The sequence below is a fragment of the Pseudomonas sp. St316 genome (assembly GCF_018325905.1).
GTDB lineage: Bacteria > Pseudomonadota > Gammaproteobacteria > Pseudomonadales > Pseudomonadaceae > Aquipseudomonas.
Genome location: NZ_AP021901.1, coordinates 4,202,381 through 4,225,089, shown reverse-complemented (window position 1 = coordinate 4,225,089; position 22,709 = coordinate 4,202,381). Strand labels below are relative to the sequence as shown.

Annotated in this window: 26 protein-coding genes; 8 read left to right on the top strand and 18 right to left on the bottom strand. The window is 55.9% G+C overall.

Annotated features, from left to right (window positions below):
- The first annotated feature begins 1,223 nt into the window (after nucleotides 1-1,223).
- Nucleotides 1,224-2,180 (top strand): hypothetical protein, encoded by a 957-nt coding sequence (locus KI237_RS18625; protein ID WP_249410636.1) that lies wholly within the window; start codon nucleotides 1,224-1,226, stop codon nucleotides 2,178-2,180.
- Here the strand turns inward: KI237_RS18625 and KI237_RS18620 are convergent.
- Both KI237_RS18620 and mobH read right to left on the bottom strand, forming a co-directional pair.
- Nucleotides 2,177-2,422, bottom strand: a complete 246-nt coding sequence (locus KI237_RS18620) for a helix-turn-helix domain-containing protein (RefSeq protein ID WP_212800652.1) — start codon at nucleotides 2,420-2,422, stop codon at nucleotides 2,177-2,179. The genes KI237_RS18625 and KI237_RS18620 overlap by 4 nt on opposite strands.
- Before the next feature lie 108 nt (nucleotides 2,423-2,530).
- Nucleotides 2,531-4,255 carry a MobH family relaxase gene (gene mobH / locus KI237_RS18615; protein WP_212800651.1) on the bottom strand — a complete coding sequence of 575 codons (1,725 nt, stop codon included), beginning with the start codon at nucleotides 4,253-4,255 and terminating at the stop codon, nucleotides 2,531-2,533.
- Nucleotides 4,256-4,486: 231 nt separating this feature from the next.
- Between mobH and KI237_RS18610 the strand changes: the two genes are divergently transcribed.
- Nucleotides 4,487-4,681, top strand: a complete 195-nt coding sequence (locus tag KI237_RS18610) for a DUF7740 domain-containing protein (RefSeq protein WP_026067412.1) — start codon at nucleotides 4,487-4,489, stop codon at nucleotides 4,679-4,681.
- A gap of 134 nt (nucleotides 4,682-4,815) precedes the next feature.
- On the opposite strand, the gene KI237_RS18605 is transcribed toward KI237_RS18610, so the two are convergent.
- Both KI237_RS18605 and KI237_RS18600 read right to left on the bottom strand, forming a co-directional pair.
- The gene (locus KI237_RS18605) at nucleotides 4,816-5,778 is read right to left on the bottom strand and encodes an ArdC family protein (RefSeq protein WP_212796492.1); all 963 of its coding nucleotides are present in this window, start codon (nucleotides 5,776-5,778) and stop codon (nucleotides 4,816-4,818) included.
- Nucleotides 5,779-5,909: 131 nt separating this feature from the next.
- Nucleotides 5,910-6,239, bottom strand: coding sequence for a hypothetical protein (locus KI237_RS18600; RefSeq protein WP_212796491.1), 330 nt, complete (start codon nucleotides 6,237-6,239; stop codon nucleotides 5,910-5,912).
- A 450-nt stretch (nucleotides 6,240-6,689) separates the two neighbouring features.
- Here KI237_RS18600 and KI237_RS18595 point away from each other — a divergent pair, with 450 nt between their 5' ends.
- The gene (locus tag KI237_RS18595) at nucleotides 6,690-7,088 is read left to right on the top strand and encodes a DUF3742 family protein (protein WP_212796490.1); all 399 of its coding nucleotides are present in this window, start codon (nucleotides 6,690-6,692) and stop codon (nucleotides 7,086-7,088) included.
- Here KI237_RS18595 and KI237_RS18590 read toward each other — a convergent pair.
- From KI237_RS18590 to KI237_RS18575, 5 genes are all read right to left on the bottom strand, one after another.
- Complete coding sequence (locus KI237_RS18590) at nucleotides 7,077-8,618, bottom strand: conjugal transfer protein TraG N-terminal domain-containing protein (RefSeq protein WP_212796489.1); 1,542 nt, start codon at nucleotides 8,616-8,618, stop codon at nucleotides 7,077-7,079. The genes KI237_RS18595 and KI237_RS18590 overlap by 12 nt on opposite strands.
- A gap of 10 nt (nucleotides 8,619-8,628) precedes the next feature.
- Complete coding sequence (locus tag KI237_RS30825; RefSeq protein WP_349305626.1) at nucleotides 8,629-8,937, bottom strand: hypothetical protein; 309 nt, start codon at nucleotides 8,935-8,937, stop codon at nucleotides 8,629-8,631.
- A gap of 3 nt (nucleotides 8,938-8,940) precedes the next feature.
- On the bottom strand, nucleotides 8,941-10,323 hold the full coding sequence (locus tag KI237_RS18585; RefSeq protein ID WP_212796488.1) for an integrating conjugative element protein: 1,383 nt from the start codon (nucleotides 10,321-10,323) through the stop codon (nucleotides 8,941-8,943).
- Nucleotides 10,320-11,276 (bottom strand): TIGR03756 family integrating conjugative element protein, encoded by a 957-nt coding sequence (locus KI237_RS18580; protein ID WP_212796487.1) that lies wholly within the window; start codon nucleotides 11,274-11,276, stop codon nucleotides 10,320-10,322. The genes KI237_RS18585 and KI237_RS18580 overlap by 4 nt, the downstream gene beginning before the upstream one ends.
- 116 nt (nucleotides 11,277-11,392) lie before the next feature.
- Entirely contained in the window at nucleotides 11,393-11,647 is a 255-nt protein-coding gene (locus KI237_RS18575) for a helix-turn-helix domain-containing protein (RefSeq protein ID WP_046062023.1), read from the bottom strand.
- A 159-nt stretch (nucleotides 11,648-11,806) separates the two neighbouring features.
- On the opposite strand from KI237_RS18575, the gene KI237_RS18570 reads away from it, so the two are divergent.
- The 3 genes from KI237_RS18570 to KI237_RS18560 all read left to right on the top strand — a co-directional run bounded on the left by KI237_RS18570 (nucleotide 11,807) and on the right by KI237_RS18560 (nucleotide 13,245).
- Complete coding sequence (locus KI237_RS18570; protein WP_212796486.1) at nucleotides 11,807-12,064, top strand: LasR-specific antiactivator QslA; 258 nt, start codon at nucleotides 11,807-11,809, stop codon at nucleotides 12,062-12,064.
- A gap of 189 nt (nucleotides 12,065-12,253) precedes the next feature.
- A complete protein-coding gene (locus tag KI237_RS18565) occupies nucleotides 12,254-12,502 on the top strand; it encodes a hypothetical protein (RefSeq protein WP_017529804.1) in 249 nt (82 codons plus the stop codon).
- Nucleotides 12,499-13,245 carry an ATPase gene (locus KI237_RS18560; RefSeq protein WP_212796485.1) on the top strand — a complete coding sequence of 249 codons (747 nt, stop codon included), beginning with the start codon at nucleotides 12,499-12,501 and terminating at the stop codon, nucleotides 13,243-13,245. Before KI237_RS18565 ends, KI237_RS18560 begins: the two co-directional genes overlap by 4 nt.
- A gap of 24 nt (nucleotides 13,246-13,269) precedes the next feature.
- On the opposite strand, the gene KI237_RS18555 is transcribed toward KI237_RS18560, so the two are convergent.
- Genes KI237_RS18555 through KI237_RS18515 form a run of 9 tightly spaced genes read right to left on the bottom strand, consistent with a single transcriptional unit; the run spans nucleotide 13,270 to nucleotide 20,731 of the window.
- Nucleotides 13,270-16,017: a conjugative transfer ATPase gene (locus tag KI237_RS18555; protein ID WP_212796484.1), complete on the bottom strand. Its 2,748-nt coding sequence runs from the start codon at nucleotides 16,015-16,017 to the stop codon at nucleotides 13,270-13,272.
- Nucleotides 16,017-16,433 (bottom strand): TIGR03751 family conjugal transfer lipoprotein, encoded by a 417-nt coding sequence (locus tag KI237_RS18550; RefSeq protein WP_212796483.1) that lies wholly within the window; start codon nucleotides 16,431-16,433, stop codon nucleotides 16,017-16,019. Before KI237_RS18550 ends, KI237_RS18555 begins: the two co-directional genes overlap by 1 nt.
- Nucleotides 16,396-17,913 carry a TIGR03752 family integrating conjugative element protein gene (locus KI237_RS18545; protein ID WP_212800650.1) on the bottom strand — a complete coding sequence of 506 codons (1,518 nt, stop codon included), beginning with the start codon at nucleotides 17,911-17,913 and terminating at the stop codon, nucleotides 16,396-16,398. Before KI237_RS18545 ends, KI237_RS18550 begins: the two co-directional genes overlap by 38 nt.
- A complete protein-coding gene (locus KI237_RS18540; protein WP_212796482.1) occupies nucleotides 17,903-18,715 on the bottom strand; it encodes a TIGR03749 family integrating conjugative element protein in 813 nt (270 codons plus the stop codon). Before KI237_RS18540 ends, KI237_RS18545 begins: the two co-directional genes overlap by 11 nt.
- Nucleotides 18,712-19,353, bottom strand: a complete 642-nt coding sequence (locus KI237_RS18535) for a PFL_4703 family integrating conjugative element protein (protein WP_212796481.1) — start codon at nucleotides 19,351-19,353, stop codon at nucleotides 18,712-18,714. The genes KI237_RS18540 and KI237_RS18535 overlap by 4 nt, the downstream gene beginning before the upstream one ends.
- The gene (locus KI237_RS18530; RefSeq protein ID WP_212796480.1) at nucleotides 19,350-19,763 is read right to left on the bottom strand and encodes a TIGR03750 family conjugal transfer protein; all 414 of its coding nucleotides are present in this window, start codon (nucleotides 19,761-19,763) and stop codon (nucleotides 19,350-19,352) included. The genes KI237_RS18535 and KI237_RS18530 overlap by 4 nt, the downstream gene beginning before the upstream one ends.
- A 7-nt stretch (nucleotides 19,764-19,770) precedes the next feature.
- On the bottom strand, nucleotides 19,771-20,142 hold the full coding sequence (locus KI237_RS18525) for a TIGR03745 family integrating conjugative element membrane protein (protein ID WP_212796479.1): 372 nt from the start codon (nucleotides 20,140-20,142) through the stop codon (nucleotides 19,771-19,773).
- Nucleotides 20,143-20,159: 17 nt separating this feature from the next.
- Nucleotides 20,160-20,399: a TIGR03758 family integrating conjugative element protein gene (locus tag KI237_RS18520; RefSeq protein ID WP_212796478.1), complete on the bottom strand. Its 240-nt coding sequence runs from the start codon at nucleotides 20,397-20,399 to the stop codon at nucleotides 20,160-20,162.
- Nucleotides 20,396-20,731: an integrative conjugative element protein, RAQPRD family gene (locus KI237_RS18515; RefSeq protein WP_212796477.1), complete on the bottom strand. Its 336-nt coding sequence runs from the start codon at nucleotides 20,729-20,731 to the stop codon at nucleotides 20,396-20,398. Before KI237_RS18515 ends, KI237_RS18520 begins: the two co-directional genes overlap by 4 nt.
- A 159-nt stretch (nucleotides 20,732-20,890) precedes the next feature.
- Here KI237_RS18515 and KI237_RS18510 point away from each other — a divergent pair, with 159 nt between their 5' ends.
- Both KI237_RS18510 and KI237_RS18505 read left to right on the top strand, forming a co-directional pair.
- The gene (locus KI237_RS18510; RefSeq protein ID WP_212796476.1) at nucleotides 20,891-21,541 is read left to right on the top strand and encodes a hypothetical protein; all 651 of its coding nucleotides are present in this window, start codon (nucleotides 20,891-20,893) and stop codon (nucleotides 21,539-21,541) included.
- A gap of 95 nt (nucleotides 21,542-21,636) precedes the next feature.
- Nucleotides 21,637-22,692: a hypothetical protein gene (locus KI237_RS18505; protein WP_212796475.1), complete on the top strand. Its 1,056-nt coding sequence runs from the start codon at nucleotides 21,637-21,639 to the stop codon at nucleotides 22,690-22,692.
- Nucleotides 22,693-22,709: the final 17 nt, after the last annotated feature.

Genomic DNA, 22,709 nt, shown 5'->3' with positions numbered 1-22,709 from the left:
TGCGAAGCATGATACCCATTATAGAATGATGATGGGCGATGATTATGTCGACCACGATCCGGATGAGTCCGTAGAGCAGCAGGTCGAGACTGGCGCTAGCGAAAATGGGGCCGTTGTGGCTGGTGATGCCGATGTTCCAGGTCTGCCCATAATCGTTCCTGGGCTATTTGCAATCCAAACCGACGGAGCAGCTCTGGCATCCGCACCGATAGTTCCCAACCCGGAGTGATCAACCTGAGGCCTATCCGGAGGTACCGTTCTGACGCCCTCTGGGCGTCGAGGAAGCATTGGTACATGATCTGGCGGGCCCTCAATTTTAAGAGCGCCGAACACTAGATCTTTCCCTTCGATGTGCCAAACGGTCTCTGGAGCTGTGGTGCACTCATCAGCGAGGTGTGAGAAGAAGGGCAGGCCATTGCTGCTCGTCTTGATGGCAGCAAGGCACTTTGAATGCAAATGGATTGGTCTGGCTCTGGGCCTTCAGGCTTTTCCATTCTTGCTCGGTGAATTGTCCGGCCCAGACAGGCTGGTCATCGTGAGTAAGAGCATCTGGATTCATAGCTGTCCTTGGCTGGTCGACCTACTGATTAGCAGTAAGCCACAGATCATCAGGCTAGCTCAACAGTGAGGGGATAAGCCACATTGGGCGGACTGGGTTGGTGATAAGAACTTGTTCCAGCACATCATTGGAGTAAGTTGGGATGCCGCTGATGGCGAGGCGGCGGACAACGCTCTCTGATTGCTCATCTAGAGTGCATACGCCATCAATCCACAGTGCCGAGGGAAGGGCGGGTCCCATGCTTGGCTAATAGCTTTCTCGAACGGAGCGTGAGCACGTGTCATCCCAAGATTTTGTCTGATAAGACGCCATGAAAATGATTTAACTGCGATAACAGAAGCCCCTGTCAACGATCAGTGGCGAGATATCCTGCTAGACCTCATCCAGCCATTTGGCCTCTCCTGCCGGTGCTGGGGAGTGTTTCGTGCCTGATTCTGCTAAGCCAGCAAAGCATCAAAACCCCGTAGCAACTGCTACGCCGTGCCTGTCAGGTGCACAGCTACATCGCCACCGACGATTCGTTATGCTCCCCTTCAGCACTTGAAGCTCTTTCTGAAGCAAATATTACGTGGTCTGCTTGTGTTAGGCATGGATAATAACGTGCAAAACCGGCGAACATCTGCAAGCTGTCTGGTTGACATCAAATTTTTAATAATGGAGATGCATGATGTTGCAGTGGGGAACGTTGAAAGTTAAATACAAAAACATGAACTGGTCGGGGCGCTTTTACAGTTTTTCCATCGCCGTTACGGTGGTTGCGATGTTTTTGTCGGTTTTTATGGGTGTTAAAATATTAAATTATGCTGTTTTTATTGCTTCCTTAGGGTTTGTTGTCGGCTTCATGTTCGCGTGTCTGAGAGTATATCGTTGGTTTATCTCTGTGTGGGATAAGCCTTTTGGTAAAACGCCAATTATTCTACTTCATTTATTGGTGTTGTTAATTTCTACAGTAGTTTCTAGGTGGGTTGTGGCTGAGGCCTTGGGACTGCCGCCACAGTCATTTGATATCACAGTCGGATTCCTAGTTCTTGTATTTTACATTCCGGCATGGGTACTATTGGCAGCCTTTATATTCATGTTGCTTGGAGTCCTACTTTTAATCGGTGCTGGGTTGGGCGTGTTATTTTTAATTCCCTTGTCTATTGTTGCGAACCTGCTGAGTATTGTTAAAGTTCTACCGTACCTGCGCAAAGCGTGGAGTAAAGTGGCGTCAGGCAGGTTCAGTTTTCTCGATGTGCAGGGGCATTCGATGGGTGCGCTTTTTAGCGGAATGATTTTAATGAATCTATATGGGTCGCTCGCTAGTGGTTTTCAGCCGTGGATATACTCCTCGGTCAGACTTATAGCCGTCCTCAGCGATTTTCAGCCTGCCGTTAACTATCCGGGTGTGCAAAGAGGTGAGCGTGTCCATCCGCTAGATAACGGTTTTATTGCGGTCGGCAAGGAGTTGGCCGATAACAGTATTGAGATAGTAGTGAAAAAACAAATTGAAGACTTTGAGCAGCAGGGAAATCACCCTGCCATTACGCCTATACCCTCTATTAAACAGATGACAGATCCTATTATCCAGCGCGTTGACACCTACTTAAACACGTTGTCCGGACAAGTACGACCTGGCTAAGCCTCAGACAGCATCCATGCTCGCGCAGATCTAGACGGCTGGAGATAAGCTCTGCGCTGACCGTCGTATACCAGCATGTCGCTGTGGATCAGGGTACGAGTCGAACGGCTGGTCGTGGATTTGGGCAAGCCGGTGCGCTCGATGATTTCTCCAATGTTCTGGGACTCGGTGTTGGTAGGATACGCCCGCAGAATTTCCAGGGTTGATACCCGACGGTGGCTTGTACCTCTGCCACGCTGCATCGGGCTTGGCCACACGAACCAGCGTGGTGAGATGCCGAATCCGATAATACAGAGTAAAAAACGTGCAATTGGGTGGTGAAAGTAACAACGCTTCCATGCCACGAAAATTTAAGACTCTTCGATTTGAAGGAAAGGATTATCTGGTGGTATTAATTCAAAAAGTAATTTCGGTTCCTCAATCAGATACCCCTTCAGGGTGGTTCTCTTTCTTGGGCCTTGCACTCGGCATGCCCATATATTCAGACCGTTGTCTCGCTTCCTGTGAACCTTCAGCTTCTCGAACTGTTTCTGCACCCAACGCCATTCTTCAATTTCCCGATCTGAACCCTGCGAAACGCCTGGAAACTCCTGCGCATAGCGTTGAAAAAGGCCCGGCGTGACCAAAAATACGCTGCCACCCACCGTGTGGATTTTGGCCTTGCTGTCGTTGATGATCAGTTTGTGGCTCAGAATGCCTTCCTTGACCCAATTCAGGAATGTCTGGCCTGGATTATCCGATTGAAGCGTTGAAGCTTGGACAGCGCTTTCTGACAGTGTGTCACTGGCCTCAGGCTCATCCAGCTCGAACATGTCCAGCAGCGTACCAAGGCAATCGGCATCCTCTACCGTCAAGGTATCCGGCTGCGATTGACTTTGACCTGATTTTGCACTGGCTCTCTCGGGTGTTAGCGTTAGTATCGGGGAGTCAGCTGAGTGTTCATGAGCCGCTATGCTCACCGTTCCACTGAAAGCCTCGGGCCGGTCTTCGTTCCCCCAAATCAGTGCGGGTTGAAGACGCAGAAAGGTGAAACTCTGCTGCCAGGTTCTCTGTGTCACAAGCGCGGTCCAGATGGCTTTGCCTTCCGGCGTAGACTCAACCAATCCATGTGACTGCAGCTCGTCAAAAACCGCGAGATTGGACGAGGGAATGCCTTCAATCGATTGCGACAGCAGATAGGCTCGCAGCTTGTCCGTGACCGTCTTGCTGACGAGCCAGAGCGCGTCCTGGGTCAGCCATCCCGCGGCACCTGGCTGGTTGAGTTTCAGTTCGTGCTGAACCAGATGGCGCAGTCCGCCGATCAAGTGATGTTGCAGCGAATGAATCGGTGCTTGCAGCGCCTTGCTCGGGTTGCCGCCGATGTTCTGTGCGGTGGAGACACGGTCGGCCTGCGTCACCAATTCTCCCAGCACGCCGGCACGTTCGTACTGACCCGCCAGGACATACAGAAAACTGGCCCAGAGCGATGGAAATCCACTGAGCCAATCGAGGATTGGACGGTCGAGAATCTGGGTGCAGAGCAAGCCTGTGGCGGCGCCGTGCAGATGGTAGTCACGACCCTTGATATAACGGAAACGGTAGGGCTGATCCAGGGATCCCTGCCAAGGATGCCAGACACTACCGTCTTGGAGCTCGACCAGCAGGTCAACGGCAATCTTGCCGATGTCATGCAGCAGGGCGCCGTAGGCGATGCCTGCGGACCAAGCGTCGGTCTGAGCGGCTTGGTCTTCGGGTGCGGCACCGGTCGGCAGCAGATACGACTGACGCAGTTTCAAACTACAAGCGACAAGCTCCAACCCATGGTCGAGCATGCCGCCAAGATAAGCATGGTGGTGCGTCTCGCTGGCTGGAAGCTGCTGGGCCAGCTCGGCGTAGCGATGGATCGGATTTAAATAGAGCTGGCTGAACTGTGGATGGGAGAGGGCGGTGTACTGCCAAATGCGATCAAGCAACTGGCGCCGATGCTCGGCTGCTAACAAGCTCTGGGACGATTCGATGGGCAGGTACCCATCGGCGACGTTTACGGTTGGTGGCGGAGGAGGCTTTTGCCTTTTGTGCCGAAACAGACTGAGCATCATGGTCCTCCCGGGAACTAGCAGAGTCAGTGGCCTTTTAGCCTTTTCGGATAGGGCTCTTACCCTTGACTCCCCATTCCCTTCCAACCCTTACCGGTCCTTTTGACGCGTTTCCCTTTGTGCGGCAATCGGAATATCGATTTGTCCTGGTGCCGTTTTGTTGGATGCGCATGCTGGTACGAAAAAGGAAAGTGTCGGTACACTGCGGTGCGAATTTTATCGGGTCTTGCCATGAACCTCACTGACGCCACGCTCATACTGCTGCTCGCGGCACGTATCCATGGAACAGACGAAGCCGTTAGGGCCTCGGCGAAGAGCGTGGTCAAGAAGCTACCGCGCAGCAAACGTGATCTAATCTACAAGGTGATCGACAGCCGAAGTCCACTCGATCTGGTGGATTACCTGGCTGAGAATCTGGATACGTAACGGCGTACCGCGGTTACGGGATTACCTAATGTTCTTTGCGTCAGAGCACCGCAGTGTGGGGATTTTTCTGGGCATAGAAAAAGGGTCCAACTCGTGTTGGACCCTATGAAGCGTTTGCAGCGGTGGGGTGACGATCAAGCTCCATCGTTCATGCATCGCGAGTCATCCATTACCGTCTGCTTCCGTTGCTGCTCCAGGTTGAGCACATACTCTGAAGCGCATCGGGCCTGGCCACTGGCGCGGAAAATCGCGCGGTTGTCAGCCTTGAGCAGGCCGAGCCAGGAGTCGATATAGCCCTCGTGCCGAAGCTCTCCCCGTATACCGGCGTAGGCACATAAAAAAGCGGCGCCCATTTCGGCGATCAACTCTTCAAATGCATAGGCTGGCGAGCCAAAGGGACACGGAGAGGTCACGCCTTCGCGCTGCAATCGAGAGTGGTGTCCGGTCCAGTGCGTCAGCTCGTGAAGTGCAGTGGCGTAGTATCCACCTTGATCGTGGAATTGCGATTTTGTCGGCAGTTGGATGAGATCCCTGATCGGGTGGTAAACGGCTTCGTCGGCAAATCGATGAATGATATTCGCGCCCGAACTTAGCAACAGGCTTTCGGCAGCACTGTTGAGGAAGAAGGGATCGCTCGATTCCGTATCGAGCACCGTTTCGTTGAGCGTTTCGAGCCCCTCCGTTTGCTCGATGTTGAACAGAAAATGCGTCCTGAGAATGCCAAAGTGAGCGACCTTGGGCTGACCGTTCTCATCAAGTACGGGTTGGCCTGATTCGGTCTGTTCCTCGCGCTCCATCGGTTTGTAGAGCACTGCCAGGGTGCTGTGCTCACCCTTACGGATGTGCCCTCCGGCTTTTTTGGCTTGGTTGAAGGTGAGCCAGCGATCTTGAGTGAACCCCTGCAACCTGGCCTCGGCCCAGAGCAACGGTAAATTGATGCCCGAATAGGGACGCTGCGTAATGGCGTTGATGGGATAGGGCTGGTGATGAGCGACGTCAGTTGAGCCATTTGAGGACCAGGGTTTGATCCAGGGCGCTACGCCTTGGTCTAACGCGGTAACGATCTTGTCAGTCACGTCTTGGTAGATGTTGCGCATGGCATTTTCCTCGGAGAAAACGGAGGAACGCCTTTCCCGTCGGGAAGGGTTCCCCGGTGGGTATTGGTTGGATTGGTGCAGGACTGCGTATAGCCTGAGTTGGATCAGTGGCCAGGTATGGCCGTTTGCGTTTAGCGTTGCTGCTCTTCCGCAAGCGCTATCAGTAAGGCGTTAGGTTGGTCTGGTGCCTGAAGTAGGCTGAGGCTCAGTCGCAGCAATGGTTCATGTTCTGCATCACTCACTGAGCCGAACTTGGCTATCTCGAACACCACGTAGGGTGCGTTTGGATCGGCCAGGTGAGCTTTGAAGGCTGTGCGTACGATGTTGCTCAGCCTATCGAGCTGCAGTTTTTCAGGATGATTTGAACCATCGAGCAATACTGCGTGTTGCCACGCGTCTGGAGTGAACACAACGGGCAAGCGCAGAGTGTTCAGTGCTTCTCTTGTGAGTAAGTCGGACATGGGGTGCCTCCGTTTATAGCGCGAAGAAACCTGTCCCATAGGGGAAAGAATTCCCCGCGGTGGGTTGAAGAACAACAAGAGGGGTTAGGACGAGCAGAGCTCGAAAGACGCTCGGGAGAGCAGTAGGCGTTCATCACCGTGAAGCGTGACCGTGCGAGCCACCGAACGCTAATCGCACTTGGGGGGAACCATCACCGGAGTGACGTAGCTTTGAAGGCTCTGGCTACCTGGGAAGGTGCTGTCGATAACAGCGATCCGTGTCCTCTATGTAGCTGGATGATATGCATGGGTCAACGGCCATAGAGGCGCTGGTGCACGAGCTGCGTCTTCTGTCTTCCAGTGAAGAGTTTTTCGACCGAGCAAGCTGATAAACGGTTAAGCATGGGCGGTTTTCAGTAGTAGTCTGTAATCTCGATTTCCACAGGAACACGGTCAGAAGAGGGCGCAATCATGCCGGCTCAGCAGCCACTTCAGATCTCCCGCGCACACCGCTGGGCCTATGCATGCGGTATCTCCGCAAAACGTGTTTATCGCAGGTTGAAAGGATTTGAATCTCGTGTGGCTAAACGTGCGGTGGCGACAGGTATGCCTGCGGGTGGGCTATTGGTTCGTGGGAGCTTTCTGGTTACGAAGCTGGCACTCATCCTTGGGTTGCTCTTTATCGGTTTCTGGTTGGTAGCTTCTGTGGTGACGATGATCGCTGTGATTGGACTTCTGGTGTCCAAGACTGCCATTGATGCGGATATTAATGAGGCGGCACCCGGGGCAGACTACCTTGGTGCCGACCTCTACATCGGTGACTTCGACGACAACGGGCATTACATCGGCGACAGCAAATCATCTAATTGAGCGGCTAGCCGCCCCCACTACTTGATCCGTACCTTTGCTTGCTGAATCACTTGCTGCTTTGCTGCCGTTCGCCAACATGCCTTGAATCCCGTTTCCTACTGCATATCCTGTCCAGCTCATAGCTCCAAGGAACAGCATAGGCAGTACGATGAACATTGCCCCCATCACATACTCAATCACCTGCGCCGTGACCGTTCCATCCATAAATCCGGATGTCGGCAGCGACAACAGCACCTGATTGGAAGTCGACACTTGGTTATACAAGGTATCGAGCATGCTGGAATCGATCCAACGGGCCAGCTCCCACCAGAAGGTCAGCATGTGCAGCGTGAACAGCGCGAACGTCACCGTCATGACGGTCTTTAGCTGGTAGGTACTGACCAGCAGGATCAGTGGCAGGCTGATGATGACGCCCATGATCAGGAAAGCCTGCACCATCGGCAGAGCGGCGCGTAGCGCGTTCATCGCCGGGAAGTTGCTGAAGGAACCGAGGGCTAGCCCAGTGTTGGTGGCCAGGTTATTAAGCCCCTGATTGATCGACCCACCGCGAGCACTGGAGCCGTAGTCCTGGTACACCTGTCCGGGCGACATGGACATCGATTGTTGGCGTGGGCTGACCAGTTCGCGCAGGGTGGCATCCTCGATCTCGTTGCTTGAGCGACCAGTCAACCAGCCTTTCAGCTGAGTCAGCAGCGAAGGATCGACTTGCTCGATCAAGCGCTCTCGCAACCCGACTCCGCTGTCCCCCCACCACTGTTTGCAAGTGGGGTAGCCCGCGCCATTTTCCAGCCGTGGCAAGGAAATATCGCGGGTTTCATCGTAGGGCCAACTGACTCGCGGTGTCCTCGAGCGATCGGTGTCGTAGTAGCCTGGTGTGTCGAGAAAATAGCGTGAGCCGATCCAGGACGCATCATGACTTTGTGCCTTGTCCAACTGAGGACGGTTGGTGAACAGCCGAGAACGGGAATAGCCGTAGCAGTCGCGAGTGAAGTCGGCGACCTCCTGTAGCAGTACCTGATTATCGATGCGAGAACTGTCGATCTCCATGCGTATCTGCCGGATATCCGGTGCGCAGGGGATGGAGGCGATGGCCGCAGCGGTCACTCCTTTGCTCAAGGCGTGCACCAGGAACCACCAGATTGGCACGTTGGCAGAGCGTTCGCCGATGGTGTTGAAGGTGGTGCCCCAAGCGGTTTCCGCTGGCTTGGCCACACTGATGCCGCAGCGCTGGCTCGCTGCATCATCGAACGCCATTGAAGAGAGGTTTAACGGAAAGACCGGCGCGCAGCCGAACAATACGATGATGTAGGCCAACCAAAGCCGGTTCTCGATCCTCGGTACCGAGAGCAATCCCTTGTTGCCTTCATCCGCGCCTTGCTGGCGGGCAGACAACCACTCTTGCAAGATGATCGCGCCGAAGGGTGCGGCGAACAATCCAGTATCGGATAGGATGTTCCAGATACCGTTGTTGATGATCCAGGCCAGCAGGGAAAGGTAAAACTCCAGGTAGCTGTTAGTGCTCATGAGCATGGTGGTGACCTCACAATCGAGTGAGCTCGACGCAGGTAAAGAGCAAGAGCCCTAATGTCCCGGCGCGTTTCACGCGCAGTCGGTCCTGTGGTCGATGTCGGTGGCGCCTCAGCAGGTCCCACCAGAGTGCAAAGAGAACGCCGTAAAGCAGGACACGCCACCACCGCAAATAAGGCCGTATCGATTCCAAGGCTTGCTGCCAGCCCCCGAAACTACCCAGCGCAGTGCAGCCGATCCAGGCGATCAGTGCGGCGGTCAGAATCATCCCTGCGGCGATCCCTAGACTTGAAAGCAAAGTGAATAGCGGTGAGCGTTTCATGGCTCACTTGTTCCTGGCGTCAGCATCATTGAGTCGGCCAGGCTCGGGGTCGCCTTGTTCGACGGTACGCGAAGCATCGGCACCTCCGGCATGTCGATCGAGTACCAGGCTGGCGGTATTGGTAGCCAACATTTGCCGGACCTGCAGCTCAGTCTGCAGCAGGCGTATTTCACGCTCCAGAGTGTCGATGTTTTTCGTCAAGGCCGTTTGGGCCGGCTCGGCAGAAGCGATGTTCGGTTCGTGGCTGCCTGCCAGCAGCGTGCGCAATAGCAGGAGCGCTTTGTCGAGCACGTTGGACAGGGCCGTCTCACTGGCCAGGCGCCGCGCCAGGAGTTCCTGATCAGGATCGTCGCGCAGGGCTTCGATCACACCTCGGGTCACCGGCAGCATCGGGCTGGAGGCTTTGCTCAGATTGTCAGGGGTAGGCGGCAATGAGCCGGACAAGAGCCCTTGCAGGGTCTTGAGGTGTTTACTGTAGGCCTCCTGGATCAGCGGCGTCAGTCCGCTGCCAGCGGTAGCCCGCAGTGTCTCGCAGGTGTCGCAGGTCGCGACTTCGGTCTCGCCCAACACTCGAACAGCCCATTCGGATTCCTCTTGGGGTGAGGTCCACGCCTGGCAAATAGCGCCGCCCAGGCAATCACTGCTACTGATCGAGGCGCTGTCATCCACCGACCGGTTATGCAGCAGGTTGTAGCCCGCGCGCACCACATCGGAGGTTGCCCGGATGGGTGTTTGTCCGCTACCTCCAGCCTTCTGCCCGCCGACCCAAGACACCCCATTGTTGCCGTTGCGGGCCTCGGTGTTTTTCACCGCAGCCACCGCATCACCGCCGGTTTGTTCGAGGTTGCCCTGCATTTCCTGGTTCTTGGCCAATGCGCCCCAGCCGGCTTGACCGACCTTGTCCGCCATCTTCTCAGCCATGGCCTGGCAGGTCAGTTTGGAGCGGTCGAAGTCGATACGCCCCTGCATCACGCCGTTACTGAGCAACTCATAGAGACCGGGATTGGCGCGCTGGATGATCAACGCCGGCAGCGACATCACCGCTTGGGTCGCGTTATGCACAATGCTGCCCATGATCTGCTGGAACCCTTCGGTGACGCCGTTCAACTGGTTTTGCAAGGTGTTGGTGAGGCTCATGTTTCCGCACATCATGTTCGCCTGCCAGGATCCGCCGACACCGAGCCCGTTGGGGCGATAGAGCGAGCTCGGCGAGCCCGCTGTCGAGCCACCACCTATGGTGTACATCACCCTGTCGTCGAGCACTTCACCTTGAGTGCCTAGACGGTAATCGTCCTCGGCGGCGTCGGCATGCGTGGCCACGGCGAGCAGTCCGCAGAGCAACAAACTCATCGGGCCCAACCATGGTCCTGCAAGAAGCCGACTCATGAAGCACCACCTTCGAAGTCGATGCTGAACAGGAAGGTCTGTCCCTCACGCTTGCAGCAGCTATAGGGACGCCACAGCGACCAGGCGTAGCCGCCATCCGCGCTCTGCACCGGATCGCTGGGGAAGATGGCGCATGTGGGATGAACCAGGGGGTAGAGCAATTGCCATTTGTGGGTCGAAGCGTCGTTTTCAACGATTGGGCCAGGCGGCCAATAACCATCGCGTGGCACAGGTATGAGCGGGAAATACACGTGCGGTTGCCAGTTGCGAGTAATGACATCACCCGCCCGCTGCGCCATCACCGCAGCGGCTTTGAAATCGTCGGGTTGCACCAAAAATCCTTGCCGGGGATAGACGTTACCCCACATGTTTCCCGCGAGCTGACGACCGATTTCACGGATCCCGGGCACAAGCGACTCGGGGTAGAGGCTTTCCGGGATGCCATGACGCCAGGCCAGTGAGTCCAAAGTGCTCAGGTAATAGGGCATGAACGCAGTGGCGCCGCTGGCGCAGGCGTAGCCGGATTGCGCGGCAAGTTGCGTGGCGGCCCAGCCACCGGGATGGCCGATGCCATCAACGTTTTTGAAACGAGGCAGGTTGTCGCGTTGCGTGTTCGGCGTGATCAGGTTACCACCACCTTCCGCACCGCTGATGGGAGAGGAGAGTGCGGCCATCTCGGTCCAAGGATTGGCACCGGTGGTGGCATAGCTCGAGACCACCAGCTCAGGAATGAAGTGACGAACCTTGGTTGAGGTTTTCACAGTGCAGCCGAAGGGGGTGCAGAGCAACCAGAAGCAGATGCCGACGACCTTGTATTCGAGACAGTCCGGAGTGAGCACGGAGGCGGCAATGCTGCCGGTATCCAACGCTACGCTTGGCCCGGATGCCAGCAGAATGCTCAGCACCAAAGGATGCAACTTCTGGGGCGAAATGTGCGGGCAGGCAGCAGACATGATCCAGGCTCTGGGTGTATGGCCTGGACAGGTTCAATGATCGAGAGAGGGGTGTCAGTGAGAAAGCCGAACGCAGGATAGTCGGTTTACAGCGTCCTTCTAGATTCAGCAGCGGGTCATTCAGCGCTCAGCGTACGAGCAAGCGCGTCAGACTCGATGAGCAACTGATCCGTTTTGATCTCGAAAATGTTGGCGAGTTTGCAGAGGACCAATAACGACGGGTTGCCTACCCCTCGTTCAATTTGACTCACATAGGTACGATCCACCTCGGCCATGAGCGCCAATTGCTCCTGGGTAAGGTTCTTCACACGTCGCATCGAGCGGATGTTCTCCGCCAGTTGCAGACGGAGCTGTTCGTAGTCTTGAGTCATGCGCGCAAACTGCGCCTTGAGGGACTCTCAATCCACGGGATATAGTCTACATCGGCCTGATTGGGCTCTTTTTTGATGCTTAAGCGAAGTGCCAGTTTTGTTTCTATGCTGCTTGGGACAGACCCAGCATTAATAATTAAATCGAAAGCTAAGGTGTCTATGGACGAAAATTACGTTTCAATTCCGGCGGCGGATGGTTGCCCGAGCCTTCTGACGCCGTGGGGCAGCGAATTTGCCCCGATGATCGAGCGTGGCGTGCAATGCGCCCAGGCTTGGCTCGATACTCCCGGCGAGATCCCACTGTGGTGGGAGCTGGTGCAAGCGCGCAAAACCTTTCCTGTCGGTGACTGCCAGGACGCCTTTGAAGCCGGTTTTTTATTGAGAATTCAGCAACGGCTTCGGGGCGTGTCATCGTAACCATACGGCTCCCAGTCCTGGTGATATGGGCTTACGGCACGAAAATCTGTTGGAAGGTATGGTTCCAGGCTCCATTCCTCTAGAATGGAGAACTGACAGAAGTGGCGTTGGTCTGTGATAAACAGATTTACGTAGGCTAGGATTCTGATAAGTGCAGATTCTGCACGCTCTGAGAACGTGGAGCGCGATATGAAAGCCGACCAAGTGTTGAGTGACGATCTGGTGAGCCGACTGGAGGGTAAAATCCCTGCCATGGCTGAAGGTGCGATCAATACGGCCTATATCAACGCGCTGGCGGCCGGACGCAGCGTGATGGAAGTCATGGACGGCAAGCTCGTTGAGACGACTGCCGACGGTAAGCACAAGGTTATTCGAGTGGCCAAGCCCAAGCATAAAGTGACCTTGGGCGGGATTATCAAGGTGCACCGCTGCTCATGACCGTCCCTCGGCTGAGGGTGTTTGCCGGCCCTAATGGTTCCGGTAAAAGCACAATGAAAAGTGCCGTCCCTTCCCACCTGATTGGGATCTACATCAACCCGGATGAAATCGAAAAGGCTGCCAAAGAGGGCGGACGCCTAGAGTTCAGCGATTTTCAACTGGAAGTCGAAGGTGAAGAGGTTCTCGGCTTTATCAAGACGCACCGACTGATTCGGTCGACCCAGCTCGTTGAAGAGGCATCCAAAATAGGCTTCAGCAATAACGGCCTGAATTTTCAGTCCGTCGCGATGAACTCCTATTTTGCTTCCGTGCTCTCTGATTTCATGCGGCACAAGCTCCTTGAAGCCCAGTTGTCTTTCACCTTCGAAACGGTGATGTCTAGCGAGGACAAAGTCGCTTTTATGCTTAAGGCAAAAGCGTCGGGATATCGAACCTACCTCTACTTTGTCGCCACTGAAGATCCTGACATCAATATCAATAGGGTCAAGAACCGTGTCGCGGCAGGTGGGCACCCAGTCCCCACAGAAAAAATTGTGCAGCGCTACGGTCGTTGCCTGAACCTATTGCCAGCAGCCATCGCAGCCTCGAACCGGGCTTATATCTTTGATAACTCCGGCGCCGATCTGGTGCTGCTCGCTGAAGTAACAGACGGGACTGACCTTGAATTCAGGGCTGGTGAGATCCCTGACTGGTTCATGCAAGCCTACGTGGAGAAGGTGTTCAAGGATTTGCTGCCGGGTTGATCGAAACCTAGGATCAGCTCCGTTTCACTTAATTCCTCGCATCCTATCGATCCGTTCAGCTACCCGGTAAGCCGCCTCCAATTCCGAGCAGCCGGTGCTCTGCATCAGTGTCCAACGTTCGGCTTTTTCCTCGGGCTCCGTCATGGCTAGGGCGAGATAGAGGCTGGGTGGCACGGCCCGAAACAGCGTTTCGAGTTTTTTCGACAGCACGACCCCCTCGGTGTATTTGCCCGGCTCCTTGCTGGCGGAGAGCAACAAGGCTTTCTGTGCTGGCGTGAGTTTCTTGAACCGTGCGATTTCTTCAATTTCCGCCGGCGGCATGTTCAAGCAAATCCACCATTCGATCATGTTGAGCATGGTCTGCGCCGCAGTGGGGAAGTCGGCAAGGTTTTGTGTGGCCAGCCAGAACCACGCGCCGAGCTTGCGCCACATCTTCGTCCCCTTGACCACGAATGGCGCCAGCAGCGGGTTTTTGGTGATGATATGGCCCTCGTCGGTGACCATAATGATTGGCCTCCCCAGGTACTGGTCGCGTTCGGCGAGGTTGTTCACGGTGTTCATCAGGCTGATGTAGCTGATGGACATCTGTGCCTCGTAGCCTTCGCGAGCGTAAGTGGCCAAGTCGACAATGGTCACATCGCTCTCGGGCCAAGGCGTGCCCTCGCGATCGAACAGTTCACCCTCGAAACCCTGGCAAAACAGATCGATAGACTCGCCCATTTCCTGGGCTCGTTCACGACGCTTTTCTGGCAAGTTTGGGTCGGCCGCGACTCGCAGCAACGCGTCGCGCACGTCGCGGGTCAGTACCTGGCGAATCGCCGCGGCACAGGTCTGCGCCGCATCGAGAATGCACTCGCGGATTAAGCTGCGATCGGCTCGACTCAGGCGGGCTTCTTCCTTGGCCTCGCCACCGGTGATCATCAGTCGGGCAGTGATTTCCAACTCGCCGAGAACATCGCGCTGGTCCTCGCGGCTGGCTATCGCCTCATCGTCCCATTCGTCGATCGACAGACTCGCCATCTGATCCGGTTGCTCGACCAGGCGCCAGGCATCGGCAAAGGGTGCAAGACTGACCGAGGCACCTGGTTTCAATCGGACCTTGTTGGCCGACAGGCCTTGCGTTGCGAAGTAGTCGCCCTGCAAGCCGAATGAGTTACCGGCCTCGACGATAAACAGACGAGGGCGGTACACCGCCATGACCTGCATCAGCAGGGTGACCAGGGTGGCCGACTTACCGGCGCCGGTCGGGCCGAACAACAGCAGATGGCCGTTCATGGCCCGGTCCAGACGTGACAACGGATCAAAGCTCAAGGGCGAGCCACCACGATTGAACAGAGTGATGCCCGGGTGGCCGGTGCCGGTGCTGCGGCCCCACACCGGAACCAGGTTTGCCAGGTGCTGGGCGAACATCAGGCGGGTGTACCAGTTGCGTGTGTCGCGGGCCGGGTTATAAGCCATCGGCAGCCAACGCAGATAGCTATTGCAGGCGGCGACTTCATCGTCTTCGCGTACCGGTTGCAGCCCCGCCCCCAACAGCGCGTTGGCCAGGCTGACCGAGCGTTGGTGCAATTGATGTTCATCGTGACCGCGTACGTAGAACGCCAGGGTGCCTCGGTACAGCTTGTGCTGGCGCCCGATGATCGCACGAGCCTCCTCGACATCTTGGCGGGTCTGGGTCGAGGCCAGGTTTTCACCGATGGCTTTGCGCGCCAGACGGTTCAACTGCTCCTCAAGCACATCTTGGGGGTTGACCACCAGGGTCAGGCTCATCACCGTGCCTTCGGGCAACTGGTCGAACAGGGCATTCGCCGCGTCACCCTTGCGGGTTTCGCCAGTGAGTTGGCCAATTAAGGGAGCCCGCCGCAGCTTGTCCACCACCATGACCCGATGGGGCTGACCATCGAAGAACCAGAGTCCGCGCTGCACATCCGAACGCGGTTCGTTGAAAAACAGACGCTCGGCAAAGTCGTGATCGAAGGGCAGTTCCAGCGAATCACCGTCGCCCGACTCCGGATAGGCCACCTGGTGGTAGAAACCTTCGGGCGCTTCATCGGTGAGCTTGGGGGCTGGATTGAACCAGGGCAACAACCAGGCATACAAACCTCGGCCATCGACTCGCGTCGATTTCACCCCACACGCTTGCAACGAAGCAGCGATACGTTCGCAAGCCTGTTGCAGGGATTGCACCGGGGTAAGTCCTGCTTCCTCAGTACCAGCCTCAAGCCAGCGATAGATCACCAGGCGCACCCGTCGATTATTGCCGCGCCAGGGTAAGCGCGTGACGGCCTTGTCCTCGAACAGACCTCCCGGCTTGGCGATGGTCTTCAAATGGCGACGACTGAGTTCCAAAAACGTCTCGGTGAAGACCGTGCCTCGCGCGCTGTCTTGAATATAATCGGTGAGCCGCGTCAGGTAGGGGGCGAAGTCGTTGTCGTCCTGGCAGAAAAACTGCGCCACCCAAGGCGCTTGATCCAGTTCATCAAAGCTATCCTGCAGGGCGTCTTCGAGGGCATCGCGGGCGGCCATCAGCCAATCGGGTTCGCGCCCTTCGGTGCCGATGGGCAGCAACTCGAACACCGCACCCACTGAGCGATTGTCGTCCAGTAGAAAGCATTGTTCAGTATCGAGGTATTCGACCCAAGGCAAGTGGTCGGTGAAGCTGGGGTTGTGCGCATAGAGTGCAGCTTCATCGGCCAAGGTGGCGTGCGGGCGCAATGGGTGGCGCCAGGCTTTCCAACCAGAAGTGCGGTTGCCCGCATCGCCGGTACGCACTACAAGTCTTCCTGACGTTCACCCGGCAATGCGTACTGCACGCGTTGGTAGAACGGAAAGACTGTCGAGTAGCCTGGGATCGGTGCCTGCTCGGTACCACTCAGGTGCGGGTACACGTACAGCACCAGATCGGGATTGGGCAAGCGAGGGAACAGGTTACGGATCTCGTTCGCTGCTGTACGCGTGTACGGCTCCTGGAGAGCAACGGAGAAATCTGCTTGAGCCAGCGGACGGCGTAGTTGCTGCCGAGCATCCAGCAGTTGCTGCTGAGAACCTTGCGAACCGGCGCCGTTCCAGATGTCCAGCATGGTTTGCTCGCCATGGGGCATCAACGTGTCCTTGTCGGTGGAACACCCCGTCAGGACCCAGCAGAACACGCTAATCGAGGTCAGGCAGAGAAACTTGGTCTTTTTCATGGCGAACGCTCCGGCCCTTGGGCTCGTAGTCGATGGTGATCTCATGGTCGAGGTGCAGGGCGACTTGGGCGGCCGGTGGCACGTACACGGCAGCAAAGGCCTCGCCATACAGCTTGTTGACCCACTCGCGGATGTCGCTGACCCCACCACTGAGAATTGAATTCAGCGCGCTGTTGCCCGTGCTGTTGGTAACCCCGAGCGTGCTGCCACCTGAACTGATCACGCTGCTGTTGTTCTGCTCATCCCCGAGCAAGGCGGCGACGCCGGCGCCGGCGGCGGTGATCAGGCTCTGGCTACCGAGGTATTGCTGAGCGTTCGAGCGGCGCTCGCCGGCGATGCAAGGAATGCCATACGGATCGGACAGATAACCGAGGCCGCCACGAATCTTGTCGGTGTTCGAACTCTGGGTTGTGGGGGCATTGCGGCTGGCTACCGCCTTCGGCTGAGGCACCGTGCGGATGGTGCCGTCTGTGAATACGAAAGTGATCGACTCGACCTGTCCGCGTACGCAGGACAGGGTCCAGTCACCGGACGCCGTGCCGCTCATCACGGCACCCACGACGTCTGGCAGGTCGATCCCGTTGGCGGTCAGGTTCTCCGGACCAACCAGTACCTTGAAGGGATAGGGATCATTCACGGTGCCGTCCACCGGAACCCGGCCGATCAGCGCGGTCATGGCGACCGAGCCCATCAGCGTGGCGTTTTCGGGAATGGTGTAGATCGGCTGCGCGCCTTCGTTACGATCAGCGGAGCGTGTCAGGTCACGTTCACCCTTGGTAACCTCGCGTAACTGCTTCTGGCTGCGGTCGATGGCATTGTCCTTCAAACCCTCCAGTGAGTTGAAGGCAGTAGGCAGACTCAGGGCGGACGCGGCCTTGGTTTTGCTCCGGGCGTCGGTGGGCGGAGCATCCGAGGGCTCAATCCACTGCAGCGCATCATTGGCAGAATGCTGCCCTTCGAACTGAGCACCGTCGCCCGGCTCAAGCCCCAGTCCGATCGGCATATCCTTGTCTTTGCCGGTCAGCCCCGACAACTGGTCCTGCAACTGCGTCAGCAAACCGCGAGCCTGACGACTCTCTTGTTCCGCTTTGAGTCTGGCCTCGTTGGCTTGCCGGCGGCCTTCGTCGACCTGTTGGGTCACACTGCCAAGCGCCGTCTGGATACGCGAATCGACACTGTTTTCCCGCTCGTGCAGGCGATTGTTCTCCATCTGCAGTGAATCGTTGTGTTTCTTCAAACCGAGCATGTCGCTGCGCATGGCCTTCACCTGGCCGATCAGGGTGGCGACCGTATCGCGTGGGGTGTCGCCCGCAATACCGAGCGACTTAGCTTGCTCGGCGGATAACTGAAGATTGCCCTGATCAACTGGGTTTGCTGGAGAGGGCGTGCTGTTACCCGCGACCCAGGTTTTCAAGATAATCAACACCACGGCCAGCAGCGCAGCCGGCACCAGCCATTTGAGCAGTGCGTTAGCCTTCATCGTCAGCACCTCGCGCAGCGGGCGGGAGCAGCACGGCGTGTTCGAGGCCGGCATCGCGGGTGACGAGGTAGGCAATCGTGGTGTCTTCAGCGCTGCCGACAGGTCCGAGGAAAGCATGCTGGAAAGCCGCGGCGAACAGCTTGGCCTGAAGTCGACGTGGATCGAGCTTCACCGTATCTGAACCACGATTGCGCAACTTCACCGCCGTCACCCAGTAATTACCGAGTCGCCAGGCGGCGATGGGTGTGCTGGACACGTTTTCGGTCGGCAGCAGGGTTGGCAGTTCGGTGCGCAGCTTGAGCGGGACGCGGCGTACGCCGGGCAGGGACTCCACGGTGCGTAGCGGCGCGTACAGGCTTTGTGCGGCGTAGCGTGTCAAAGCGACCGGGATTGGCGTACGTTCTGGAACAGGGACGGTGCTAGATTCAGCCTCGGTAGGCTGCCGTTGAGCATTCTTGAGAATACGCACGGGTTCCAGCGGTTGATCGCCAGGCGTGGCTGCAATGTCCAAGAGGATGATCTCGCCCGTCGCGACCGATTGCAGTTGTAGTCGGGTCGGAGCAATGGCTTCCGACGCGCGCAGGTACAGCGCGCCACCGGATGATTGCACGCGCAGTTTGCCTGTCAGAGTTGAGGGCAGGCCGACTCGAACATCCTCATCGATAAAGACCACTCGTTCCTGATTGATCACCAGCGGGACCGCGAGAGGGAGGCGTTCCCAGCGCATCAACTCGACGGCCTGCGCTGCTGCTCCCCATAGCATCAGTGCGATGGTGAGCCCCGGGGTAAAAATCCGCTTCATGGCTCACCTCCAGGCAGAGCGATTTTTTGCGGCGTGCCCTGATAACAATCCAATGCCAGCCCCCACTTGTTGCGTTCGGGGTCCAGATCAAAACGCACCACGCGCAATGGATAACGCACCACCACCCGTTTCACCGGTTCGGCGGCGTAATACTCATCGGCGTTGAGGTCGAGGGTGACCAGCCAGCTATCGCGATCGAGTTGCTTGACCCTGAGTTCCGGATCTTCGCTGTAGCCTCGGCCCAGAATTTCGTAGACGCCACGTACCCGCTGGCGCAGCTCGCCAGCGGCCTTGCGGTACTCGTAGTCGCCGTCGAGGAAGGCTTTGCAGGCGGGTGTCAGGTAGGACTGCAAGCTGTAGATAGCGCGGCGATAATCCTGCTCGCCATCCGAGGGCCAGCGGTTGAGCTGACCAAAGATATACAGGGCAAAGGCATAGACATTCTCTGATGGGATATCCCACCACTTGCGCGTGCTGCCCGAGCGCAGATCCGGGGGGACATGCACGGTCAGATCGGTCGGTGCCGAGCGCCAGCCATACCAGAGTCCGGCGCAGACCAAGGCGAGGATCATTACCGCCAGACGCAGGCTGAAGATATGGGCCTGTTGGGCGTCCACCTTGTTCCGAAATCGGCTCATGGCTGCCACCGGGACAGGGCAGGGCGCAGTCGACGCGAACGACGGACCGTCCAGGCGCCGGAGTGGAGAATCAAACTGCTGCGACCCAGGCGCCAACGGCTGGCGAGTGTCCATTCGAGCTTGCGGTACAACCAGGTCTCGGGGCGAGCCCGTTTGGCCCGACGCAGTAGTGTGCCACCGGCAAATAACACCACCGCCATGCTTGCGATCATGCTGGTCGGCGCCACTGCAATGGAGGCGGTGGCGATCGTCAGAGGAACACCCAACACCAGGCCGACGAGTGCGCCGACACCGAGCGCTACCCACATCTCATCATTGGTTAAACCACGCAATACGGCGGGATCACGATTGAGTCGCTCCGGTAGAAAGACCAAGGTGCCGTCGGCAAGGCGTTCGATAGCGTCGTTCATGCCGACCTCACAGAATTGCGGCAGCCTTGGTCAGGAACCAGATGATGATCACCACCAGCAGGGCTCCGATGCCGACTACGGCGCCGAGGTCTTTCCAAGTCTTGCGCTGGTTCTGCACGTCGGCATACACGGTCAGGGAATGCCAAGCCACGCCGAGAAACGCGAGCAGGGCGATCAGTAGACCGAGCAGTATGCCGCCGTCGTAGGCGTAGTTTTTGATCGTCTCGATCAACCCGGAACCCTCACCGCGTGAAGGAGCCTCCATGGTGGGGAGCTCGGCAAAAGCCAGGCTTGGACCGAGCACCAGCAGCAGACCGATCAAGCGCTGGCTCGCACGATCACGCATGTTGTTTTTCAGGGAGGCAAGGCACTTGAGCATGACGGCGATCTCCTGGACTAGGAAAGGGTGAAGAACATTAGAACCAACAATGCGAGCAACGCACGCGCGGCGCTGCCACCGAAGGCACCGAAGCGCACGCTGCCGACCGCCCAACCTCGGTAGGCCGTCCACATCACCCAGGCGCACCAAAGCAAAGTTAGGACGAGAACCAGGGACAGCCACAGCGTCGAACTGCTCTGCGGTGCGAAGCCGGAGGCGTTTTGGAACGCTGCGATCTGAGCGTCAGTCATGCTCATGGCGAGGACTCCGCGGACGGAGTGTCGAGGCGGTAATCGCCGATCAATTCAGCGGGATCGCGGGGTTGAGCGCGAGAGGGGGACAGATAGTCCTGCACCCCTTGGCGGATGCGCTGGATGTCTTGGATCAGTTGGGGGTAGTCGAAGCGGTAGCGCTCATTCGGTTGAGCGTTGCTGGATCTCTCGGCTTGAGCGGTTAGACGTTCGATAACGTCGAGCTGCTGCCGGACTAGACTGAGTTGTGCCTCTTCATCAGCCGGTGCGGCATCACTGTTTAAATGGATAGTGGCTAGCACAAACAGCAGCGAACAGCGGATCGGTGTCGTTGGCATGATATTGGCTCTAGTAATACGTATCTAAAGAGTCTCGCCAAACAAGCCCGGATTCAGTCGGAAATATGGAATGCTACCAATCAGTTTTTCTGGGTTTGGTGATATTGTGTTTCTGAATTTTTTTGGTCGGTGCGGTTTAACCGAATAGGGAGGGCGGTAGTGAATCGAATAGCCGGTGTCACCGAAGAGTATTGGGGCGCTCTTGATGAGGATCATCGTTTTAAATGGAAGCTTTTTAATCGTGCTATTACCTTTGCTGGGGCGTTAATCGTAACAAAAACCGGCTTAAATTATGTGGACTGGATATTGGCTGCTGTCGCGGCATTGCTGCCAATGCTCTTGATAGAAAGTCAACGCAGTTATAGACGATTTAGCTCTCGATTGCGAAAGCATATAGTTCGATTTTTTATATCGCTAGGAACTTGGTGTTTGGTGGTTCTTGGAATGGCTTACTTTATACAGGTGGGGCTAATTTCAATTGTGAATGTTTTTATTCCAATGGTTGGTGCTTCTCAAGCTGTAGTCATTAATAATATTTCGCCTCTGGCGCTGGTATTGATATTTGCCGTTTGCGGAATCTTCGCAATGGTTAGGGTTTTTAAGGACCTAGGATTTTGGGATCTAATTTATCACTTGCCACGTCAGCAGCTGAAAAAATTGCTAGTTTACAAGGTCTTTAAAGCGGACTGTTTTGCGTTGTTTGCTTGGTTCGAGATAACGGTGGTTTTGGTGGGGTTTTTATATGTAAATACGGCTGCTGAGATATTTAAGTTGTTCGTTATTATGTTTGATGCCACTGTGCGGCAGTAGTGCGAACGGGAAAGCATAGCCGTGAGGGTGTCCTTGGTATGAGGTTGTCTCATACTGTGCATAGGTTTAACTCATACTCTAAGGGGGTAGAAAAAATGAGTCTAAAGTCTGGATTTATGAGGGATGGTGGCAAAAAGTATAAAGAAGACCTTTTTTTAAAAGCGGTGCCTTCTTCCGAACGCATAACCGAGGTTTTCTATGCCCATAATTTGACCGGCGCTAGGCTTGAGCTCGTTAAACAGATATGTATTGATTTTGAGAAGGAATTGTCGTATCTGAATGAGCAGCTCGCAATTCATCGGCTAGACCCCGTTGGCTGGTCATTGGTTTGTAGGTTTCTGAGTCAAGATAATTTTTACGCGGAAGTCGGTAAATGTGCGTATGTCCCCAAGAATTATGAAATCCGAATATCTTTAGGGGTACCAGCGACTGTTCTGTCCGTGGCGATAGAATTAATATCTCTACAGGTTGACAGTGAGTCAAGTCATCTTGGAAAACAATACGGTGGTTCGAGTTGCTCTGTAGAAAGTCTTTTCCCAGGTGTGACTTCCGTTTCTGAAATTGGCGGGGCTGCTACCAATTTGGCTCTGGATGTGTGCCTGCTATTATATTTCCATGAAGTGGCGCACATGGTTTTTGGGCATTGTGATTATCGTCCTAGAAACTCCAAAGAAGTGCGCGCGCTTGAATTTGATGCAGACTTTAATGCGGGATCTATTTTCGGCTCTTTGGTTATGGGCTTGCCTAGTGCAATTAGAAGGCCGTCTAGCTCCAGCGAGTTGGTTGAGCGATTAATTCGTGCGGCATTTGTTTTGGGCGTTATTTTTAAGGCTGTTTCGCGGGAGTCTGAGAATTATCATTATCCAAGTGTTAGAGTTGCAAGTTTTATGTCTGGTGGTGTGTTTTCGATGACAAAAAATGGACATGCTCCAGAGTTTAGTGACGATGGTGAGGGCGATAAGTATTGGGAGCAGATTGTGCGTGATGTACAAGCGCCTTTATTGGATGCGTTGAGGCGCTCTTCTCTTTCGCGTTTTTCAGGAACTGAAATCGAAATTCAGCGAGACTGGGATGAGTTGAATTCTGTTACGTACAAAGTGCGTAATGAACTAAAAGATGGTCCTTTGGCTACGCTCAGAGTAACTCCGTAACAGGAGAGAGTCACGAC

What these genes read in the sequence shown, in the direction of transcription:
- KI237_RS18625 (WP_249410636.1), top strand. Translation starts at nt 1,224, where the DNA reads ATGATGTTGCAGTGGGGAACGTTGAAAGTTAAATACAAAAACATGAAC.
- KI237_RS18620 (WP_212800652.1), bottom strand. Translation starts at nt 2,422, where the DNA reads ATGCAGCGTGGCAGAGGTACAAGCCACCGTCGGGTATCAACCCTGGAA.
- mobH (WP_212800651.1), bottom strand. Translation starts at nt 4,255, where the DNA reads ATGCTCAGTCTGTTTCGGCACAAAAGGCAAAAGCCTCCTCCGCCACCA.
- KI237_RS18610 (WP_026067412.1), top strand. Translation starts at nt 4,487, where the DNA reads ATGAACCTCACTGACGCCACGCTCATACTGCTGCTCGCGGCACGTATC.
- KI237_RS18605 (WP_212796492.1), bottom strand. Translation starts at nt 5,778, where the DNA reads ATGCGCAACATCTACCAAGACGTGACTGACAAGATCGTTACCGCGTTA.
- KI237_RS18600 (WP_212796491.1), bottom strand. Translation starts at nt 6,239, where the DNA reads ATGTCCGACTTACTCACAAGAGAAGCACTGAACACTCTGCGCTTGCCC.
- KI237_RS18595 (WP_212796490.1), top strand. Translation starts at nt 6,690, where the DNA reads ATGCCGGCTCAGCAGCCACTTCAGATCTCCCGCGCACACCGCTGGGCC.
- KI237_RS18590 (WP_212796489.1), bottom strand. Translation starts at nt 8,618, where the DNA reads ATGCTCATGAGCACTAACAGCTACCTGGAGTTTTACCTTTCCCTGCTG.
- KI237_RS30825 (WP_349305626.1), bottom strand. Translation starts at nt 8,937, where the DNA reads ATGAAACGCTCACCGCTATTCACTTTGCTTTCAAGTCTAGGGATCGCC.
- KI237_RS18585 (WP_212796488.1), bottom strand. Translation starts at nt 10,323, where the DNA reads ATGAGTCGGCTTCTTGCAGGACCATGGTTGGGCCCGATGAGTTTGTTG.
- KI237_RS18580 (WP_212796487.1), bottom strand. Translation starts at nt 11,276, where the DNA reads ATGTCTGCTGCCTGCCCGCACATTTCGCCCCAGAAGTTGCATCCTTTG.
- KI237_RS18575 (WP_046062023.1), bottom strand. Translation starts at nt 11,647, where the DNA reads ATGACTCAAGACTACGAACAGCTCCGTCTGCAACTGGCGGAGAACATC.
- KI237_RS18570 (WP_212796486.1), top strand. Translation starts at nt 11,807, where the DNA reads ATGGACGAAAATTACGTTTCAATTCCGGCGGCGGATGGTTGCCCGAGC.
- KI237_RS18565 (WP_017529804.1), top strand. Translation starts at nt 12,254, where the DNA reads ATGAAAGCCGACCAAGTGTTGAGTGACGATCTGGTGAGCCGACTGGAG.
- KI237_RS18560 (WP_212796485.1), top strand. Translation starts at nt 12,499, where the DNA reads ATGACCGTCCCTCGGCTGAGGGTGTTTGCCGGCCCTAATGGTTCCGGT.
- KI237_RS18550 (WP_212796483.1), bottom strand. Translation starts at nt 16,433, where the DNA reads ATGAAAAAGACCAAGTTTCTCTGCCTGACCTCGATTAGCGTGTTCTGC.
- KI237_RS18545 (WP_212800650.1), bottom strand. Translation starts at nt 17,913, where the DNA reads ATGAAGGCTAACGCACTGCTCAAATGGCTGGTGCCGGCTGCGCTGCTG.
- KI237_RS18540 (WP_212796482.1), bottom strand. Translation starts at nt 18,715, where the DNA reads ATGAAGCGGATTTTTACCCCGGGGCTCACCATCGCACTGATGCTATGG.
- KI237_RS18535 (WP_212796481.1), bottom strand. Translation starts at nt 19,353, where the DNA reads ATGAGCCGATTTCGGAACAAGGTGGACGCCCAACAGGCCCATATCTTC.
- KI237_RS18530 (WP_212796480.1), bottom strand. Translation starts at nt 19,763, where the DNA reads ATGAACGACGCTATCGAACGCCTTGCCGACGGCACCTTGGTCTTTCTA.
- KI237_RS18525 (WP_212796479.1), bottom strand. Translation starts at nt 20,142, where the DNA reads ATGCTCAAGTGCCTTGCCTCCCTGAAAAACAACATGCGTGATCGTGCG.
- KI237_RS18520 (WP_212796478.1), bottom strand. Translation starts at nt 20,399, where the DNA reads ATGAGCATGACTGACGCTCAGATCGCAGCGTTCCAAAACGCCTCCGGC.
- KI237_RS18515 (WP_212796477.1), bottom strand. Translation starts at nt 20,731, where the DNA reads ATGCCAACGACACCGATCCGCTGTTCGCTGCTGTTTGTGCTAGCCACT.
- KI237_RS18505 (WP_212796475.1), top strand. Translation starts at nt 21,637, where the DNA reads ATGAGTCTAAAGTCTGGATTTATGAGGGATGGTGGCAAAAAGTATAAA.